The 18,136-nt window shown below is 69.7% G+C and carries 16 protein-coding genes and 1 tRNA gene; 12 read left to right on the forward strand and 5 right to left on the reverse strand.

Features of this window, described 5'->3' with window-relative positions:
- Positions 1–723: 723 nt before the first annotated feature.
- Entirely contained in the window at positions 724–2,070 is a 1,347-nt protein-coding gene (locus tag D3230_RS07890) for an FAD-binding oxidoreductase (protein ID WP_202344512.1), read from the reverse strand.
- 143 nt (positions 2,071–2,213) lie between these two features.
- Here D3230_RS07890 and gluQRS point away from each other — a divergent pair, with 143 nt between their 5' ends.
- Entirely contained in the window at positions 2,214–3,167 is a 954-nt protein-coding gene (gluQRS, locus tag D3230_RS07895) for a tRNA glutamyl-Q(34) synthetase GluQRS (RefSeq protein WP_202344513.1), read from the forward strand.
- A gap of 101 nt (positions 3,168–3,268) precedes the next feature.
- Here the strand turns inward: gluQRS and D3230_RS07900 are convergent, their stop codons facing one another.
- The gene (locus tag D3230_RS07900; RefSeq protein ID WP_202344514.1) at positions 3,269–3,622 is read right to left on the reverse strand and encodes a spore germination protein GerW family protein; all 354 of its coding nucleotides are present in this window, start codon (positions 3,620–3,622) and stop codon (positions 3,269–3,271) included.
- A 4-nt stretch (positions 3,623–3,626) separates the two neighbouring features.
- A complete protein-coding gene (locus D3230_RS07905; protein ID WP_202344515.1) occupies positions 3,627–4,460 on the reverse strand; it encodes an SGNH/GDSL hydrolase family protein in 834 nt (277 codons plus the stop codon).
- A gap of 68 nt (positions 4,461–4,528) precedes the next feature.
- Between D3230_RS07905 and D3230_RS07910 the strand changes: the two genes are divergently transcribed.
- The 3 genes from D3230_RS07910 to D3230_RS07920 all read left to right on the forward strand — a co-directional run bounded on the left by D3230_RS07910 (position 4,529) and on the right by D3230_RS07920 (position 7,086).
- On the forward strand, positions 4,529–6,340 hold the full coding sequence (locus D3230_RS07910) for a DEAD/DEAH box helicase family protein (RefSeq protein WP_202344516.1): 1,812 nt from the start codon (positions 4,529–4,531) through the stop codon (positions 6,338–6,340).
- 40 nt (positions 6,341–6,380) lie between these two features.
- The gene (gene ybaK, locus D3230_RS07915; RefSeq protein ID WP_202344517.1) at positions 6,381–6,872 is read left to right on the forward strand and encodes a Cys-tRNA(Pro) deacylase; all 492 of its coding nucleotides are present in this window, start codon (positions 6,381–6,383) and stop codon (positions 6,870–6,872) included.
- Positions 6,873–7,001: 129 nt separating this feature from the next.
- Positions 7,002–7,086, forward strand: a tRNA-Leu gene (locus D3230_RS07920).
- 110 nt (positions 7,087–7,196) lie between these two features.
- Here the strand turns inward: D3230_RS07920 and D3230_RS07925 are convergent.
- Positions 7,197–7,958 carry an SDR family NAD(P)-dependent oxidoreductase gene (locus D3230_RS07925; protein ID WP_202344518.1) on the reverse strand — a complete coding sequence of 254 codons (762 nt, stop codon included), beginning with the start codon at positions 7,956–7,958 and terminating at the stop codon, positions 7,197–7,199.
- Positions 7,959–8,159: 201 nt separating this feature from the next.
- Here D3230_RS07925 and D3230_RS07930 point away from each other — a divergent pair, with 201 nt between their 5' ends.
- The 3 genes from D3230_RS07930 (at position 8,160) to mshC (ending at position 11,736) form a co-directional block, all read left to right on the forward strand.
- Positions 8,160–9,473, forward strand: a complete 1,314-nt coding sequence (locus tag D3230_RS07930; RefSeq protein WP_202344519.1) for a M20/M25/M40 family metallo-hydrolase — start codon at positions 8,160–8,162, stop codon at positions 9,471–9,473.
- A gap of 134 nt (positions 9,474–9,607) precedes the next feature.
- Complete coding sequence (locus D3230_RS07935; RefSeq protein ID WP_202344520.1) at positions 9,608–10,486, forward strand: undecaprenyl-diphosphate phosphatase; 879 nt, start codon at positions 9,608–9,610, stop codon at positions 10,484–10,486.
- Complete coding sequence (gene mshC, locus D3230_RS07940; protein ID WP_202344521.1) at positions 10,483–11,736, forward strand: cysteine--1-D-myo-inosityl 2-amino-2-deoxy-alpha-D-glucopyranoside ligase; 1,254 nt, start codon at positions 10,483–10,485, stop codon at positions 11,734–11,736. Before D3230_RS07935 ends, mshC begins: the two co-directional genes overlap by 4 nt.
- Positions 11,737–11,924: 188 nt before the next feature.
- On the opposite strand, the gene D3230_RS07945 is transcribed toward mshC, so the two are convergent.
- Positions 11,925–13,148, reverse strand: a complete 1,224-nt coding sequence (locus D3230_RS07945) for a PAC2 family protein (RefSeq protein ID WP_202344522.1) — start codon at positions 13,146–13,148, stop codon at positions 11,925–11,927.
- Positions 13,149–13,240: 92 nt separating this feature from the next.
- On the opposite strand from D3230_RS07945, the gene D3230_RS07950 reads away from it, so the two are divergent.
- From D3230_RS07950 to D3230_RS07970, 5 genes are all read left to right on the forward strand, one after another.
- The gene (locus tag D3230_RS07950) at positions 13,241–13,957 is read left to right on the forward strand and encodes an HAD family hydrolase (RefSeq protein WP_237467228.1); all 717 of its coding nucleotides are present in this window, start codon (positions 13,241–13,243) and stop codon (positions 13,955–13,957) included.
- A 17-nt stretch (positions 13,958–13,974) separates the two neighbouring features.
- Positions 13,975–15,024, forward strand: a complete 1,050-nt coding sequence (locus D3230_RS07955) for a tRNA (adenine-N1)-methyltransferase (protein ID WP_202344848.1) — start codon at positions 13,975–13,977, stop codon at positions 15,022–15,024.
- 87 nt (positions 15,025–15,111) lie between these two features.
- On the forward strand, positions 15,112–16,035 hold the full coding sequence (locus tag D3230_RS07960) for a peptidylprolyl isomerase (protein ID WP_202344523.1): 924 nt from the start codon (positions 15,112–15,114) through the stop codon (positions 16,033–16,035).
- A 7-nt stretch (positions 16,036–16,042) separates the two neighbouring features.
- Positions 16,043–17,143, forward strand: coding sequence for a WYL domain-containing protein (locus D3230_RS07965; RefSeq protein ID WP_202344524.1), 1,101 nt, complete (start codon positions 16,043–16,045; stop codon positions 17,141–17,143).
- A 1-nt stretch (position 17,144) separates the two neighbouring features.
- Positions 17,145–18,131, forward strand: coding sequence for a WYL domain-containing protein (locus D3230_RS07970; protein ID WP_202344525.1), 987 nt, complete (start codon positions 17,145–17,147; stop codon positions 18,129–18,131).
- Positions 18,132–18,136: the final 5 nt, after the last annotated feature.

Below are 18,136 nucleotides of genomic sequence, written 5' to 3' on the forward strand. Positions count from 1 at the left end.
CCACCCAACGACGACACACGAAATCGAGCCGGGGGAACATCACCGGGTACCCCGCCACCCGACGGTCACGGGAACTCGGGAACCGCCGACGATTCAGACGACCACCCGTTCTAACACGCAGCCGGGCTGGTACGTGCAAGGAAGGGCCGACCGAGAGTATTCGCTCCATTTTCCGGAAACCACGCCGCACAGATCACCACGTACCCCAGGTATCAGCATCACGGCCGTTCGCGCCCGCGTCTCCTCAGTCCGGCGCCTGCTATGTCCGGAGTCCGTAGAACCCTGCGTCGGCGAGATCCTGCATCCAGGGGTAACTAATTCTTGCGCCCACCAGCGCTGGCATCCGCAGGCCCGTCCTGCCTAGGTTCGGTCCCAGCCAGGCCCGTCCTACCCAGGCCCGCCCCGCCAAGGTCCGGCCCATCCCACCGAGATCAGGCCCAGCTCAGCGAGATCCAGCCCCGCCCAGCTCGATCCCATCCAGACAGATCCGGTCTCAGCCAGGCCCAGCCCAGCTAGGTCCCACCTTAGCCAGCCCCAGCCCAGGTAGATTCCACGTCAGCTGGCCCAGCTGGCACCAGCCCCAGCCAGCCCTGGCCCAGGCCCAGCCACCCTGGCCCAGCCAGACTCAGCCCAGGCCCAGGCCCAGGTCCAGCCACCCAGGCCCAGCCACCCTGGCCCAGCCAGACTCAGCTCAACCAGACTCAACCCGAACGAGACCCCCAGCTAGATCCCGCGTTCGGGCGTGAGAATCCCGTGCGGATCCAGCGCCGCCTTAATGGCCCGCTGCACGTCGAGCGCGGCGTCGTCAAGCTGCCACGGGAGTTCGTGCCGTTTGACGGAACCGATGCCGTGCTCGCCGGAGATGGTGCCACCCAGAGAGATCGCGAGCTTGGTGATGTCGTCGATGAGGGCGTCGGCCTCGGCGATACCAGCCACGCTATCGGGGGATTCGACGGTGCAGTGCAGGTTTCCGTCGCCCGCATGCGCGACGGTCGACACCCGCTTGCCGTGTCGGGCGGCGAGTGCGGCGACGCCCTGAAATACCTCGGAGAGCGCTGCGACGGGCACCCCGACGTCGCAGCTGATCTTGAGTCCGCGCGCGTTGAGGGCGGGGTTCGAGAGCCTGCGGGCCTCGAGCAGTGAATCGGACTCCGAGATCTCCGTGTCGGTCGCCCCCTCGGCGCGGCAAATAGCGGTGATGGTTTCTGCCTTCGCCGCGGCGTCCAGTCCGACCGTTTGCCCCACCAGCATCGCACCGGCGGGCACGGTGAGCCCGCTGGGCTGGAAGGACTCGATGATCTCCACGCTGAACGCGTCCATGAGCTCGAGCACCTCGGGCTGCGCCGGGCCGTTCACGATCGCGGTGACGGCGGCACCCGCCTCCTCGAGCGTGGTGAAGCTTGCGCGGAATGTGCGTGGCGTCCCCGGCGGCACCGGCTTGAGCCGCACGGTCGCCTCCGTAATCACGCCCAGTGTGCCCTCGGAGCCGACGAACAGGCTCGTGAGATCGTAGCCCACCACGTTCTTCCGGGTGCGTGCCCCGGTGCGCATGATGCGCCCATCGGCCAGCACGACAACGAGTGCGGCAATCGAATCGTTGGTGACGCCGTGCGCCACGCAACGCAGCCCTCCCGCGTTCGTCGCGATGTTGCCGCCAACCGTGCAGGTGCGCGCGCTCGCAGGGTCGGGCGGGAAGAACAGTCCGGACTCCCGCGCGAGAGCGTCGAGCTCAGCGGTGATGACTCCCGCCTGCACGGTTGCGGTACGGTTTGCCACGTCGAGCTGCAGGACTTCGGTCATGTTCGCGAGTGAGATGACCACACCGTCGGGGTACGCGTTCGCGCCGCCAGCGAGCCCGGTCCCGGCACCCCGGACGCTGACGGGCACGCGGTGCTCGGTGGCCCAGGCGAGGGCGGCTGCCACGTCCTCGGTATCGCGAGCCAGCACCACCGCGAGCGGCTGCCCCTCGGGCTCCGCACGTGAACTATCTCGTGCATACGGTGCGACGAGCTCCGGATCGCGAATCAGGCGCTCGCCCAGGCGGCTTTCGAGATCCTGCAGCTCCACCATAGTTGTCTCCTTCGTCAACGCTTCAGCCGTCGTGCGACGGGCCCGTTCTCGAGTCTATTGACGGCCGCGGCGTGTCGCCCAAACCCGGCCCACGGCAGGGCCGGGAACCGCGGGGTGTGGTGGCACCGTGGGAAGATGAGGGCATGCCACTGCACACGACGGGCGCCGGGCGGTACGCGCCGAGCCCCTCCGGCGACCTGCACCTGGGGAACCTCCGCACTGCGCTCCTCGCCTGGATGTTTGCCCGGTCGAGCGGCCGCCGCTTCCTGATGCGCATCGAAGACCTGGACCGCGCCCGCGATGCCGGATCCGGCGCCCGGCAGCTCGCCGACCTCGCCAGCCTCGGGCTCGATTGGGACGGCGACGCCGTGATCCAATCGGAGCGCGCCGCCGATCACGCCGCCGCGCTCGCGCAGCTTGCGGCCGCGGGCTTGGTCTACGAGTGCACTTGCACGCGCAAGGATATCCTTGCGGCGCCGAGCGCGCCCCACGCGCCGCCGGGCGCGTACCCCGGAACCTGCCGTGACCGGAGCCCCGTGGAACGCGAGGCCGCCCGCGCCGCCATCGCGCCGCGACAGCCGGCGTTGCGGCTGCGTGCACCCGAGGGGCTGCGCTCGCTCGAATTTTCGGATCTCGTGCTGGGGAACAGCCGCGGCGACATTGACGACTTCGTGCTGCAGCGCGGCGACGGCACCGTCGCCTACAACCTCGCCGTCGTGGTGGATGATGCGGCAATGGGCGTGGACCAGATCGTCCGCGGCGACGACCTGGCGCCCTCCACGCCGCGCCAGATCCTGCTGCAACGCCTGCTCGGCCTGCCCACCCCGCCCGCGGTCGAGTATGCCCACGTGCCGCTCGTCCTCGGCCCGAGCGGTGCGCGGCTCGCGAAGCGCGACGGGGCCGTCACCCTGCAGGATCTCAGCGGCCGCGGCGTCAACCCCGGCGTGGTGCGCAGCTGGATCGCGAATTCGCTCGGCCTCGCCGCACCCGGAGAGGCCATCACGGCAGGGGAGATGCTGCAGCGCTTCGACCCGACGCGCATTCCGCACACGCCATGGACGTGGGATCCGCGCGCACCCGGAGCACCCCGCCAGTAGGTGCCGCTGATCGGCCCACTGGTGGGCACCGTCGGCGAACGCGACGACCCGCCCCGGCGGCTCGTCGAGCAGCAGCTGGGGCGGGTCGTGACCGGGGTGTGTTAGCGCTTGAGGGCTCGGATGACCCGGGCGAGCGCCCGGCCCGCCACCCAGACGAAGGGCACCGCCACGACGAGCAGTGCGATGACGTTCGGCTGGAACCGCGTCACGCCGTCCTGGGTCACGTAGGCACCGACGGGGACCGACATCCCGCCGCCACCGCCGCCGGAGCCTTCGCCTTGCGCGGGCGCCTGTTCGCCAGTGCCCTCACCCATACCCTCGCCCGCGCCGAAACCGTATGTGGTGCACGCGACCGGAAGGATCGTGGCCCCATCGACCTCGACGGGAGCGCCGTAGGCGGAGTGCACCCCGACCTGCGTCACGGTGTCTGCGAGCTGCTTCGTGAGAGATGCCATGGCGTCAGCCTACCTGCTCGGGCGCATCATCAACAGAGCCGTGGCGCGCGGGGCGCAGCGTTTCCGGCTGCGGCCGCTTCGGCTCGATGCCGTCGCCCGAGGACACGTGTTTGATGCGCCGGATCACCCACGGGACGAGGTGCTCGCGTGCCCACACCACGTCCTCTTTCCGTGCTTCGCGCCAGCTCCGTTCGGGAAGCGCCGGAGGATCGAGCGGCGGCAACTCGTGCGGCACGTTGAGTGCGTCGAGGGCCGCCCGGGCGATCGTGTGATGGCCGAGCGCGTTCAGGTGCAGCCGGTCGCCCGCCCAGAACCGGCTGTCCTGCAGCTCCGAGATCGCCCACTGGTCGACAACCACGCAGTCGTACTTCTGCGCGACCTTCCGGACGTTTTCGTTGAAGATCGCGACCTTGCCACGAATACTGCGGAACACCGGCTGGAACGCGGTGTCAACGCCGGTGAAGACGAGGATTGTCGCACCCGTGGCGCTCAGGCGAGACACGATGCGTTCGAGCTTCGCCGCCACCTCATCGGGATCGGTGCCGGGGCGGATCACGTCGTTGCCGCCGGCGCACACACTGATCAGATCGGGGCGAAGATCCTCGGCGGCGGACAGCTGCTCGTCGGTGATCTGCTGGATCAGCTTGCCCCGCACGGCGAGGTTCGCGTACGAGAAGTCCTCGCTGTACTCCGCAAGCACCTCGGCGAAGCGATCGGCCCAGCCGCGCAACCCGCCCGGGCTGTCCGCGTCGGGGTCGCCGACACCCTCGGTGAAGGAATCGCCGATGGCCACGAAGCGTGACCAGGGAAGCTCAACGCCTGCCCGTTCCTCTGCCATACGAAACTCCGATTCTCCTTGGGTGCGACGGTCCTGACGCACACACAGTACCGCTAGTCTAGAGCGCTGTGACAGATTCGGACCCGGGCCTCCACCTCCCAGGGACGAGTGCCGCTGAGCATCTGCCGCCGGTCTACCCCGAGCGCGCCGCTCACGGCACCGCCGGCACACTGCGCGCCTGGCAAGAGGAGGCCATCAAGCGCTATCTCGCCGCCGCGCCGCGAGACTTCCTGGCCTCGGCGACCCCGGGCGCCGGGAAAACGACGTTCGCGCTCCGCCTCGCCGCGATCCTGCGCGCAAATCACACGGTGCGCCAGGTCATCGTGGTCGCACCGACCGAGCACCTGAAGTCGCAGTGGGCCGACGCCGCGATGCGCGCCGGAATCCGGCTGAATCCGAACTACGCGAACAGCGACGGCCTCGGCTACGGCACCCACTTCCACGGCGTCGCCGTGACCTACGCGCAGGTCGCGATGAAGCCGGTGCAGCACCGCCTCCTCACGGAGCACACCGACACGCTCGTGATCCTCGACGAGGTGCACCACGGCGGTGACGCGCTGAGCTGGGGCGACGCGATCCGCGAAGCGTACGGCACGGCAACCCGCCGGCTCTCCCTCACCGGAACGCCGTTCCGGTCCGACGATGCGCCGATCCCGTTTGTCCAGTACGCCCCGCAGGGCGACGGGTCGAGCGTGTCGCTCACCGACTACGACTACGGCTATGGCCGCGCCCTCGCCGACGGCATCGTTCGTCCCGTCGTGTTCATGGTCTACGCCGGGAAGATGCGCTGGCAGACCTCCGCGGGGGAGGAGATGGAGGCGAGCCTCGGCGAGGGCAACACGAAGGACATCACCTCGCAGGCGTGGCGCACCGCGCTCGATCCCGCGGGAGACTGGATCGCGAAGGTCCTGAAGGCGGCGGATCGCCGGCTCACGGAGGTCCGCGAGGACATTCCGGACGCGGGCGGACTGGTGATCGCCACGGATCACGCCTCGGCGAAGTCGTATGCGAAGCAGCTGCGTGAGATCACGGGGGAGCAGGTCGCCCTGATCCTTTCCGACGACGCGGGCGCGAGCGAACGGATCGACGAGTTCTCCCGGGGCGACTCGCGCTGGATGGTTGCCGTGCGCATGGTGTCCGAGGGCGTCGACGTGCCGCGGCTCGCCGTCGGAGTGTATGCGACGAGCTCCGCGACGCCCCTGTTCTTCGCGCAGGCGATCGGCCGATTCGTGCGGTCCCGCCGTCGCGGCGAGGTCGCCACGGTGTTTATCCCGAACGTGCCGACGCTGATGCAGCTCGCCGCGGAGCTCGAAAAAGAGCGCGGGCACGTCCTCGAGGGTCCCGGCAGCGCCGAGGAGATGTGGGACGCGGAGGCGGCGCTCATGAACGCCGCCGAGAAGGAGGACTCCGCGTCTTCCGAGTTGCTCGAGGGCGAAGGGTTTGTCTATCAGGCGCTCGGATCCGACGCCCACTTCGACCGCGCCGTGTTCGACGGTGCTGAGTTCGGCGGGTACGCCGAGGTCGAGAGCGAGGAAGAACTCGATTTCCTGGGCTTCCCCGGGCTGCTCGAACCGCAGGAGGTGAAGGCGCTCCTGCAGCAGCGGCAGGCCCGCCAAGCGAAACGCAGCGCCACCAAGCAGGGCATCCTGGAGCACGCGCCGGATCGGGCGGAAGCCCCCGAAGCGCTGCACCGCACGCTCGGGGAACAGCGGAAGCTGCTCTCCAGCCTGGTCGGGATGTACTCGAAGGTGTCGGGGGAGCCGCACAAGGACATTCACACCGAGCTGCGTCGCGTCTGCGGCGGGCCTGCCGTGCCGCAGGCCTCCGTCACGCAGCTGCAGAAGCGCATCGACCTGCTCCGGCGTCGGCTCCGGCCGTAGCGCAGGGGTGCGGCCGGAGCGCCACCGTAAGGTGGATGCCATGGCAAAAAAGTCGGCGGGGTCGACCCCCGCAACGGTCGCGCTCACGCGGCTGGGGATCTCCTTCACGGAGCGGAGCTACGCGCACGACGCGGCGGTGACCGATTTTGGGGCCGAGGCGGTGTCGGAGCTGGGCGTTCCCGCAGAACGCGTCTTCAAGACCCTGCTCGCGGATGTGGACGGCGTCCTCGCGGTCGGAGTCGTGCCCGTGGCCGGCAAGCTCGATCTCAAGGCCCTCGCGGCTGCGCTCGGCGGGAAGAAGGCGAGCATGGCCGATCCGGCGCTCGCGGAGCGTCGCACGGGCTACGTGGTCGGTGGCATTAGCCCGGTGGGGCAACGTACCCGGCTGCGCACCGTCGTCGACGCCTCCGCGATGGATCACGACACGGTCTTGGTCTCGGGCGGTCGGCGCGGCTTGGACCTGGAACTCGCCCCGGCCGCGCTGTGTCGCGCAACCGACGCGATCCTCGCGCCGATCGGCAGAAATACGTGAATTTTGGGAATCTCGCGGGCCGCGACGCGCGCGAGTTCCCAGAGGAATTGGATGGGGGATCGAGTTCCGTGCTAAGTTATTCCCTGTTCGGCCGGTGAGAAACCGGGAGAACAGAACAACACAACGTGAGCGCGGGTGGCGGAATGGCAGACGCGCTAGCTTGAGGTGCTAGTGCCCGTATTAGGGCGTGGGGGTTCAAGTCCCCCTCCGCGCACGTAAACGAGAACCCCCTCTTCTTCGGAAGAGGGGGTTTTCGCATTCCCGGGCCGGTCCGGGCCGGTCACGTGACCGGAGTCTGCGCCGACCGGTTCCGGCATTCACAAGTTACTGGGCAGACCAGCCGCCATCGGATGCCAGCACGACACCGTTGACGTTCGCGGAATCGTCGCTCAGGAGCCAGGTGATGGCGCTGGCGAGCTGCTCTGGCGTGGCAATCGGGAGACCGAGCGTCTGGAGCAGGGGACCCATCCGTGCGGCGGCCGCCTCGGACTTGAACGCGCCGTCCACGTTGGTCGCGACGCCGCCGGGAGCGACGGCGTTCACGCGGATGCCCTGCGGGCCGTACATGAACGCGGCGTGCTTGGTGAAGCCGACCACGGCGTGCTTGGACGAGGTGTACGCGGCGCCAGCCGCATTCCCGCGGATCCCGGCCGCGCTCGCGGTATTCACGATCGATCCGGTGCCGCGCTCGAGCATGCCGGGCAGCACGGCGCGCGTGAGCCGCATCACGCCGGTCACGTTGATGTCGAACACCCGGTCCCATACCTCATCGGTAACCTCGGCGGCGGGGAGGAAACCGTCCATGATCCCCGCGTTGTTCGCGACCGCGTCGACGGGGCCGTCCGCTGCCGCCACCACCCGCGCGATATCCGCGTCGACCGTGACGTCGCTGACGACGGTGCGCAGCGCGTCGGTGCCGGCCTCCGCGGCGAACTCCTCCAGCCGCTCCGCGGAGACGTCCGAGGCCACCACGACCCCACCCTCCGCGAGAATGCGCTGCGCAATCGCTTTGCCGATCCCCGATCCCGCGCCCGTCACGATCACCGTTTTGCCGGCAAAGCGTGCGGGAACACCCTGTGTGCTCATCTTGACCTGCTTTCTTGATGTCGAGGGAACCCGAGAAGTCCTCCGCCCTCACGGCAAGTGTCGACCCGCGGTGCGCCCCATTCCAAGCGGCGGCCTCCCAGGGAAGTCTGATCATGTCGCCCCGGCGCTCCCGCCGCTCCCGGCGCTGACACAGTTCGTGATCCCGCCCACATTCCGAGGGCTGCCCGGTAGCCTGGGGGCATGACTGTAGAAGCGAACGAGCACGCGCTCTCGGAAACCGTCCGTATCGCCCGCGATCTGATCCGGATCGACACGTCGAACCGCGGCGGCGGCGACGCGGAGCCGGAGCGCCCCGCCGCGGACTACGTCGCTGCGTTCCTCCGCGACTTGGGGCTCGACCCCGAGATCATCGAATCGGCACCGGGCCGCGCGAGCGTCGTGGCGCGCGTCACGGGCTCCGATCCGGCGCTGCCCGCGCTCGTGCTGCACGGCCACCTCGACGTGGTGCCCGCGGACGCCGCCAACTGGACCGTCGACCCGTTCGCAGGCGAGATCCGAGACGGCATGCTCTGGGGCCGCGGCGCGGTCGACATGAAGGACATGGACGCCATGATCCTGACGGCCATCGCAGAGCTGCTGCGGGCCGGCGAGCGGCCGCGGCGCGACGTGATCCTCGCGTTCTTCGCCGATGAGGAGAACGGCGGCATTTTCGGCGCTCACCACCTCGTGACGCACCGGCCCGAACTGTTCGCGGGGGCGGGCACGGCGATCAGCGAGGTCGGCGGGTACTCCATCGACATCGAGGGCACGCGGGCCTACCTGGTGCAGACGGGGGAGAAGTCTCTCGACTGGATCCGACTCCGCGCCCGCGGCACCGCCGCGCACGGCTCGCGCGTGTGGCACGACAACGCGGTGACGCGGCTCGCCGAGGCGATCGCCGCACTGGGACGCCACGAATGGCCGCTCGCGCTGTGCGATACGACGCGCGAACTCGTCGACGCGATCGCCGCCATCCTCGGTGAGGACCCGAAGGAGGTCGCCCCGGAAGAGCTGGTGCTCCGGCTGGGCAAGGGTGGCGGATTCATCCAGGCCAGCCTGCGCAACACGAGCAACCCGACGGTGCTCACCGCCGGGTACAAGCACAATGTCATCCCGGACACCGCGGAGGCGCTCGTTGACGTGCGGTCGCTGCCCTCCGAACAGGCGAACGTGCTCGCCGAGGTGCAGCGGATCGTGGGCGAAGACATCGAGGTGGAGACCGTGCACTCCGACATTGGGCTCGAAGTGCCCTTCGCGGGTGAGCTCGTCGAGGCAATGACCGCGAGCCTCACGCGACACGATCCCGAGGCGCGCGTGCTGCCCTACCTGCTGTCCGGGGGCACCGACAATAAGGCGCTCTCCCGGCTCGGCATCGTGGGGTACGGGTTCGCGCCGCTGCGGCTCCCCGCCGACCTCGACTTCCCGGGCATGTTCCACGGCGTCGACGAGCGCGTCCCCCTCGACGCACTCGATTTCGGCCATCGCGTCCTCGTGGACCTGCTCCGCACGTACTAGCACTGGCACACCCGCGTCTCAGAAGCTGAGAACACGGCCCCGCGCAACGTGAAGTCGCCCGGGGTCGTGGGCTAGTCTGGACGGCGGCCCGTTTTGATGAGGTGCGCCCCGCGTGCCGGCCAGGAAAGGACATCGTGGGAATCTTTGAGGCGATCCTGCTCGGAATCATTCAGGGGCTCACCGAGTTTCTCCCGATTTCCTCGAGCGCACACCTTCGCATCGCGAGCGAGCTGATGGGGATCGGGGACGCCGGCTCCGCGTTCACCGCCATCACGCAGATCGGCACGGAGGCCGCGGTCATCGTGTTCTTCTGGCGTGACATCGTGCGGATCATCGGTGCCTGGTTCCGTTCGCTCACCGGCAAGATTCCGCGCAAGGACCCCGACGCGCTCATGGGCTGGTGGATCATCCTCGGCACGCTGCCGATCGTGATCCTGGGCCTCCTGTTCCAGGATCAGATCGAGGGCTCGCTCCGCTCGCTGTGGTTCGTCGCCATCAGCCTCATCGTCTTCGGGATCCTGCTGGGAATTGCCGACCGCATCGGCCGCAAGCAGCGCCCGCTCGAGCAGCTCACCTGGAAGCACGGCGTCGGTTTCGGCTTCGCCCAGGCGCTGTCCCTGATCCCGGGCGTCTCCCGCTCCGGTGGCACGATCACCGCGGGCCTGCTCATGGGCTACACCCGTGAGGCCGCGGCACGCTACTCGTTCCTGCTGGCGATCCCCGCCGTGTTCGGATCGGGCTTCTACCAGCTCGCCAAGGCGCTGCGCGCCCCCGCTGACACGACGCCGATGGGGCTCACCCTCATCGCCACGGTCGTCGCGTTTGTGATCGCGCTGTTCGTGATCGGTTTCTTTATGCGCTACATCTCGAAGCGCAGCTTCATGCCGTTTGTGATCTACCGCGTGCTGCTCGGCGCAGTGATCCTCGTGCTTCTGGGCACCGGGGTACTGACCGCTGAGGGCGGCACCGCCGCCGCTCAGGCCGCGGTCGTTCTGGAAGGACACGCACTGTGAGGACCTGGACCCCGCCCGAGCTTCCCGAGCTCCCCGGCGTCGGCACCGCCCCGAAACTCTTCAACACCGCGACGCAGCGGATGGAGTACCCGGCGATCCCCGAGGGGAAAGCGCTGCTGTACGTGTGCGGGATCACCCCGTATGACGCCACCCACCTCGGGCACGCCTTCACCTACCTGACGTTCGACATCATGCAGCGCGCCTGGCGCGACGCGGGGATCGAAACCGTGTATGCGCAGAACATCACCGATATCGACGATCCGCTGCTCGAGCGGGCCGCAGCGACCGACGTGGATTGGCGCGAGCTCGCCGACGACCAGATCGGGCTGTACCGCTCCGACATGCACCGGCTCGGCATGCTCCCGCCGGAGCACTTTGTCGCGGTCACCGAGCAGATCGACGAGATCGCGCAGGCCGTGTTCGAACTGCGCGCCCGCGGCTTCGCGTACACGGTCGACACCGCGGACGCGGAGGATCCCGCACAGGACGACATCTACTTCGATACGGCCGCGGCCGAGCGCGACTCCCAGTGGCGCCTCGGCGACGTCGCACCCTACGATCCCGAGCTGATGCGCCGCCTCAGCGCCGAACGCGGCGGCGATCCCGATCGGCCCGGCAAGCGCGGGCCGCTCGATCCGCTGCTGTGGCGCGCCGCGCGGGCGGGGGAGCCGAGCTGGGATTCGCCCGTGGGGCGCGGCCGGCCGGGCTGGCACATCGAGTGTTCAGTGATCGCCACCCGCGCGCTCGGCGGGGCGTTCACCGTGCAGGGCGGCGGGGCGGACCTCGTCTTCCCGCACCACGAGTTCACGGCGGCCCACGCCACCGCGCTCTCGGGAACGCCACTCGCGCACGCCTACTGCCACGCGGGCCTCGTCGCCTACCAGGGGCACAAGATGTCCAAGTCGCGCGGCAACCTGGTCTTCGTGTCCAAGCTGCTCGCCGCCGGGGCCGACCCCTCGGCGATCCGGCTCGGCTTGCTCGTGCACCACTACCGTTCCGAGTGGGAGTGGCAGGACGCCGACCTGGCGACCGCGAACCGGCGGCTCGACGCCTGGCGTGCCGGCCTTGAGCGCCCCTGCACGGACCCCGTAGCCGCGGAGACCGTGCTGCAGCAACTGCGTGCGGCGCTCGCGAACGATCTCGACACGCCCGTGATGCTCGCGACGCTCGACGCCGCGCTCGACCGCGGCGTGGACCAGCCCGAGCTCATCGCTGACGCGGTGCTCGCCCTGCTCGGGGTGCGGCTCTAGGATTCCCGGGGACGCGGGGGTTCTCGGGGCTTCCGGGCACCCGGGGGGTCCTCCCGGGGACGAGTGACTCCCCACCAGGCTGTGGAGCGCCGAGAACTCGATCGCGCAGCTGAACGCCGTGGAAAAGCCGCGAAAACGCGAGTTCGGGGTGCACGCCCTCCGGGTTGCAGCGGCGCGGGCTGGCCCGATCAGCGGGATTCGGGGTTCTCGGAGGAGGGGGTGCCCGCATCGTCAGCCGATGCATCGGATGGGGGAGCGGGTGCTGCGCCGGGGCCCGCGGCCGGGGCATCAGCGTCCGTCGGGGGCACCGCGGCATCATCTGCATCTGCGTCTGCGTCTGCGTCTGCATCTGCAGCTGCACCTGCGTCTGCAGCTGCATCATCAATGCCCGCAGGCTCAGCGCCCGAAGCATGAGCGCCCGTAGCAGCGTCGGCCTCGCTCCCGGCCTCAGCGTCGAACGCCGCCGCCGCGCCCGCATCGATGCCGGTGGTGCTCCCGTCGTGGCTCCCCGCGTGGGCCCCGGACCCCTGGTGCGAACCGTCCTCGAGGAACTTCTCGAACTCCGCGGCGATCGCGTCGCCGGTGGTCTCCGCCGCGAGCGCCTCGTCGCGTGTCTCTTCCAGGCCCCGAATGTAGCGCGACATGTCCTCGTCGGCGGCGGCGATCCGGTTGATGTTCGCCTCCCAGTCGTTCGCCTGCGCGAGCAGCTCCCCGCGCGGGATCACGACGTCGAGGAGTTCCTCGAGCTTGTCGAGGAGCGCGAGCGTGACCTTCGGCGACGGCGTGCTGTGCACGTAGTGGGGGACCTGCGCCCACAGTGATACGGGCGGAATGCCGGCGGCGGTGAGCGCGAGGTCGACGACCGTGGCGATCCCGGCGGGGCCCTCATAGGTGCTCCGCGTCGCGCCGGTGAGCTCGCGTCGCTCCGCGCTTTCGCTCGTGATGGTCGTCACGACGGGGCGCGAGTGCGGCGCGTCGGAGTACATCGAGCCGAGGATGATGACCGTGTCGATCGCCCAAACGTCGACGAGTTCAACGATTTCGTCGGCGAAGCTTTGCCAATCTCGGGCGGGCTCCACCCCGGAAAGCAGGAACAGCTCGGTGACCCGCCCGCCGTCGATCCGGCGCACGGTGTCGCCCTCGGGGTCGTCATCACTGCCGGGGCGGTGGAGCGTGCCGAGCAGCCGCGTGTCGGGCCACTCCAGACTGCGATCGCCCGCCTCGTCGAGCACCACCTTGGGGCGATGCACCTGGTAGTCCACGTACCCCTCGGAGCCAATCACGTGGAGCACCTGCGCGTCGACAAGTTCGCCGAGGTGCTGGAGGACCTCGGTGGTGGCGTCGCCCGCATCACTCCATCCCTGGAAGGCGGCAATGAGTACGCGGGGGTACCCGGGGGAGACGTCGGTCACTGCAGGGTGCTCCTTTACGGGTCGACAGGTCTGGCCGCACGCGCGGCGGCCTGCCTCAAGGATAACGACACCGGGCGGATAGAATGGTGCAGATGACCTCGAATCCTGCTCTGCGAACCCCCGCGGCCGTGCTGTGGGACATGGACGGCACCCTCATCGATTCCGAACCCCTGTGGCTGGAGGCGGAGCTGAGGATGCTCCGCCGCTACGACATCGAGCTCACGGAGCAGGTGCGTGACAGCCTGATCGGCTCGGGCTTGCGCGCCGCCGCGGCGACCTTCCAGGGGCTCGGCGTGCCACTGACGATCGAGGAGATCATCGCCGAGTGGACGGCGAGCGTCATCGCGGGCCTGCGCTCCGAGGGGCCGCAGTGGCGGCCCGGCGCGATCGAGCTGCTGGGCTCCCTGCGCGATGCCGGGATCCCGTTCGGCCTGGTCACGATGGCGGTGCGCGAGATCGCCGACGCGGTGCTCGCGCTGCTCCCGGACGAGCTGCGATTCGCGGCGGTGCTCGGGGGCGACGAGGTCGCGCACGAGAAGCCGCACCCCGAGCCATATCTGCGGGGTGCCGAGTTGCTTGACGTTTCGATCACGGAGTGCGTCGCGCTCGAAGACTCGCTCACCGGGGTGCGCGCGGCGCGCGCATCCGGCGCGGTGACGTTCGGGATCCCGAATCTCCTGAACATCGACGCGGCACCGGCCCACGAACACTGGCCCACGCTCGCCGGCGTGGACGCCGACATACTTTCCGAACGATTCCGGCGTTATGCGCGCCCGGACACACCCACCCGAGAGGACACACACGCGTGAGCGAACAGGAAGCGGTCATGGGGACCCCGGCACCGAGCGGCCCGCTGGGCTACGGGGACCGACTGCAGTTGACCGGCCCGAAGGGGCGGTTGAACACGATCACGCTCGTGCCGGGCGGCGAGTTCCACAGCCATCGCGGCGTCATCCCGCACGCGGACATGGTGGGCCTCCCGGACGCCTCCGTCGTCGTGAACAGTAGCGGCGAAGAGTACCTGCTGCTGCGCCCGCTGCTCTCGGACTTCGTCATGTCGATGCCGCGCGGCGCCGCGATCGTGTACCCGAAGGATGCGGCGCAGATTCTGTCGCTCGCGGACATCTTCCCCGGCGCGCGCGTCGTAGAAGCCGGCGTCGGATCCGGCGCACTCTCGCTCCACCTGCTGCGCGGGATCGGCGCGACCGGTGAGCTGTTCTCGTTCGAACGCCGCGACGAGTTCGCGGATGTCGCGCGCGCAAACGTCGCTGCCTACTCGGGCGCTGCCCCGGAGAACTGGACGCTGTCGGTGGGCGATCTGCAGGACACGCTGCCCGCCGTGTGCCCGGACGGCACGGTGGATCGTGTGGTGCTCGACATGCTCGCACCCTGGGAGTGCGTCGATGTCGCCGCGAACGCGCTCCAGCCCGGCGGCGTGCTGATTTGCTACGTCGCGACGGTGACCCAGCTGTCGCGCACGGCGGAGCAGATTCGGCGCAGCGGCCTGTTCACCCACCCGCAGTCCTCCGAGACGATGGTGCGCGGGTGGCATGTTGAGGGGCTCGCGGTCCGCCCGGATCACCGGATGGTTGCGCACACGGGCTTCCTTATCACCGCCCGCCGGCTCGCTCCCAACACGGTGATGCCGAGCCTGAAGCGCCGCGCCTCGAAGGGGGAGTTCAGCGACGAGGACCTGGCGACCTGGCTGCCCGATCTGGCCGGCGAGGCGAGCGGGGACGAGGTGTGGACCCCGGAAGCGATGGGGGAGCGACCCAAGAGCGAGAAGGTGCTCCGAAAGAAGGTGCGCGAAGCCCGCACGCTGGCCGACGAGCGCGGTGCCGAGGCGGCCGCATACGGTGGCGACACGGACGCGTGATCGCCGTTCGGGGTGGGGTGCGCGGATGCGCAGCCGAGGTTCGATAGGATGGCGGAGTTCACACTGAGGCTTCCGCGAGAGGTGCATATGCTTCGTCGACTTGTTCCCGCAACCGCAGTGGCGACGCTGCTTATCGCCGGGGTCACCGGGTGCACCGCGCAGAGCGCGGCGAGTGCAGACTGCGCCCCCTCGATGTCGCCCGGTGCGCTCAGCGACAACGTGGTGGTGCTTGGCGAGTTCGGCCAGAGCCCGCAGATCACCGCACCCGAGGGCACGGAGATCCTGTCCTCGCAGCGCACCGTGATCACGGAAGCGGCGGATCGCAGCTCGATTGCCTCCGAGAATTCGCTGGTCGGCGTGAACATGGCCTTCGTGGATGCGGAGAGCGGGAAGAAGCTCTATGAGAGCCCCGGCTTCGTGGATGGCGACATGGCCCCCGAGTACCTGCTCGTCTCGGAAGACATGGCGAACCCGCTGAGCGAGGCCGTACGCTGCGCCGCCGAGGGGGACCGAGTCGCCCTCGCGCTCTCCCCGGAGGAGAGCATGCAGCTCGCCATGCAGCTCGGCGGCACCCCGGGCAGTGCGCTCGTGGGCGTCATCGACGTGACCTCCACCTCGCCGCTCGCGGCGCAGGGACCCGTCCGCGGCCTGCCGAACGGCTACCCCGCGGTCGTGACGAACGAAGATGGCGTCCCGGGTGTCGTGCTGCCGCCGCGCGCCGCGCCGAAGGGCACGACCTCGGCCACGCGCATCGAGGGTGACGGCGTGGTCGTGCAGGCCGACGACAACGTCATCGGCCAGGTCCTGGCGGTCGGCTGGGACGGTACGCCGCAGCAGAATACGTGGAACACGGGCCTCATGGCGCTCGGTTCCGAGGACCAGATCTCGCAGTCCGGCAACACGTTCCGCACGGAGCTTACGGGCGCACAGCTCGGCTCCCAGGTGGTGATCGTCGAGAACGAGGGCGGCGCTGCACGCGTAGTGGTCGTCGACGTCCTCGGGGTGAACTAGGCGCCGAGTGGCGGGCCGTTCGACGGTACCGAGCGAGCAGCGGGTGTTCAGCCTGGTGCTCGCTCTTGTCGTGAGTCCCGAGGGGCTCACGAAGCGTGAACTCCTCTCCTCGGTGTACGGGTATGCCGGCCGGGACCAGCGCGGCGCGGGCATGGCGGCACTCGAACGCCAGTTTGAGCGCGACAAGGAGCAGCTCCGGAGTCTCGGCATCCAGATCGAGACACGCGACTCACCGCTGGAACCGGGCAACAATCAGCTCACGCGGTACCGAATCTCGAAGGAACGGCTTGAGTTCCCGCGGGAACTGCGCTTCAGCGAACGCGAGCTCGTGCTCTTGCGACTGGCGGCCCTCGCCTGGCAAGAGGGGAGCCTGAGCGCGGAGTCGCGCCGGGCCGCGATGAAGCTTGAGGCGCTCGGCGCCGGCCTCGACGTGCAGCACCTCGGTGTCGCGCCGCGCCTCGGCACGCTGGAACCCGCGGCCGCGCCGCTGCAGGACGCGATCACCCAGGGCCGGATCGTGCGCTTCGACTACACGCTTCCGGGGCGTGATGCGCCACTCGAGCGGCGTGTTGCCCCGCTCCGACTGCACCGGGCCGACGGCCGCTGGCACCTTCTTTCATGGGACCTCGATCGGGAAGCGGATCGGGTGTTTCTGCTCGCCCGGATCGACGGTCCCGTCACGCTTGAGAAGCAGGAGTTCGATCCCGAACTCCGGGCACGGGTCCCCGCCGCGGAGGCCGAGCTCGCCGCGCTGCGCGAGCAGCAGCGCGCCACCGTGCGGGTGCGGCGCGGATCCATTGCGGAGGCGCGGCTCGCACCGCGCGCACGCACGCACGCCGAGGCCGACCCGGCGCTGGACCCGGAGCTGACGCTGGAACTGTCGCTGGGCATGCTCGATCCGCATCTGCTGGCGGCCGAGCTGCTGAGCTTTGGCGCGGACGTTGCCGTGGTCGCCCCGCCCGCGCTGCGCGAGCTCGTGACGACCGGCCTGCGCCGGATCGCGGCGACGCACGGGGCGGAAACGCACGCGGCGACGGCACCGACGGCACCCGGAAGTGACCCGGCCACAGGCCCGGGGGACCGTTCGGTAGATACCGGGGAGGTGTAACGTGCGGAAACCCGTGCTGGGCCCGGACCGGGTGCTGCTGCTCCTGTCGCTCGTCCCGTACCTGCGTGAACATGGGGCGGTGCCCGTGGCAGAGCTTGCCGAGCGCTTTGACGTGACCCCGGAACTCCTCCGGTCGCTCGTGCGGTTCCTCGGCACCGCGGGCGTGCCCGGAGAGACGCTGAGCTACCAGGACGAAGACCTGTTCGACATCGACTGGGACGCCCTTGAGCTCTATGACGAGGTCAGCCTGACGCGCACGGTCGCGGTGGAGGAGGCCCCGCGGTTCTCGCCCGCGGAGACCGCGGCGCTCGTCGCGGGCCTCCAAGCGATCACGGCGATGCTCCCCGAGGCGGACGCTGAGCTTGCGCGCGGGATCGCCGCGAAGCTGGGCGCCGCGCTCGGCGGGGCGGAACCCACGATGACCGTGAGCGTCGAGCCGGAAGATCCGCGGGTGCCGCGCCTCGTTGCCGCGATCGACGCTGGGCAGCCGGTGCAGTTCGTGTACCGCGACGCCGCCGGTGCGACGACGCTGCGGCGCGTCGCCCCGATCGCGCTCACACAGCGCGCGGGCGGTTGGTACCTGCGCGCCCACTGCGTCGACCGACAGGCGGAGCGCACCTTCCGCGTGGAGCAGATGTCGGAGCTGCGCGAACTCGACGGGGCGATTCCCGCCGATCCGGCACCCGCCGATCCGGCACCCGCCGATCCGGCACCCACCGATCCGGCACCGGGCGCCACGCCCGTGCTCTCCGCGATCGTCGCTCGGGTCGCGGCCCGCGCCGTGCCCCGGCTCGCCGGATTCCAGCCGACGATCCTGCAGGAGCACGCGGACGGTTCCGTGCAGCTCCGCGTGGACGCCTGGCACCGGGACACCGCGATCCGACTGGTGCAACTCGCGCCGGGGGAGATCGCGATCGTGTCGCCCGAGTCCGCGCGCGATGCCGTCCGGATGTGGGCCGATCGCGCGCTCGCGAGCTACGACGCGTAGTGCCC

This window comes from Leucobacter chromiireducens subsp. solipictus (assembly GCF_016758195.1).
Classification (GTDB): Bacteria; Actinomycetota; Actinomycetes; order Actinomycetales; family Microbacteriaceae; genus Leucobacter; species Leucobacter solipictus.

Bases quoted from the DNA above. Each gene is read 5' to 3' on its own strand.
- D3230_RS07950 (WP_237467228.1), top strand. From the start codon at position 13,241: ATGACCTCGAATCCTGCTCTGCGAACCCCCGCGGCCGTGCTGTGGGAC.
- D3230_RS07890 (WP_202344512.1), bottom strand. From the start codon at position 2,070: ATGGTGGAGCTGCAGGATCTCGAAAGCCGCCTGGGCGAGCGCCTGATT.
- D3230_RS07960 (WP_202344523.1), top strand. From the start codon at position 15,112: ATGCTTCGTCGACTTGTTCCCGCAACCGCAGTGGCGACGCTGCTTATC.
- D3230_RS07930 (WP_202344519.1), top strand. From the start codon at position 8,160: ATGACTGTAGAAGCGAACGAGCACGCGCTCTCGGAAACCGTCCGTATC.
- gluQRS (WP_202344513.1), top strand. From the start codon at position 2,214: ATGCCACTGCACACGACGGGCGCCGGGCGGTACGCGCCGAGCCCCTCC.
- D3230_RS07905 (WP_202344515.1), bottom strand. From the start codon at position 4,460: ATGGCAGAGGAACGGGCAGGCGTTGAGCTTCCCTGGTCACGCTTCGTG.
- ybaK (WP_202344517.1), top strand. From the start codon at position 6,381: ATGGCAAAAAAGTCGGCGGGGTCGACCCCCGCAACGGTCGCGCTCACG.
- D3230_RS07900 (WP_202344514.1), bottom strand. From the start codon at position 3,622: ATGGCATCTCTCACGAAGCAGCTCGCAGACACCGTGACGCAGGTCGGG.
- D3230_RS07955 (WP_202344848.1), top strand. From the start codon at position 13,975: ATGGGGACCCCGGCACCGAGCGGCCCGCTGGGCTACGGGGACCGACTG.
- D3230_RS07925 (WP_202344518.1), bottom strand. From the start codon at position 7,958: ATGAGCACACAGGGTGTTCCCGCACGCTTTGCCGGCAAAACGGTGATC.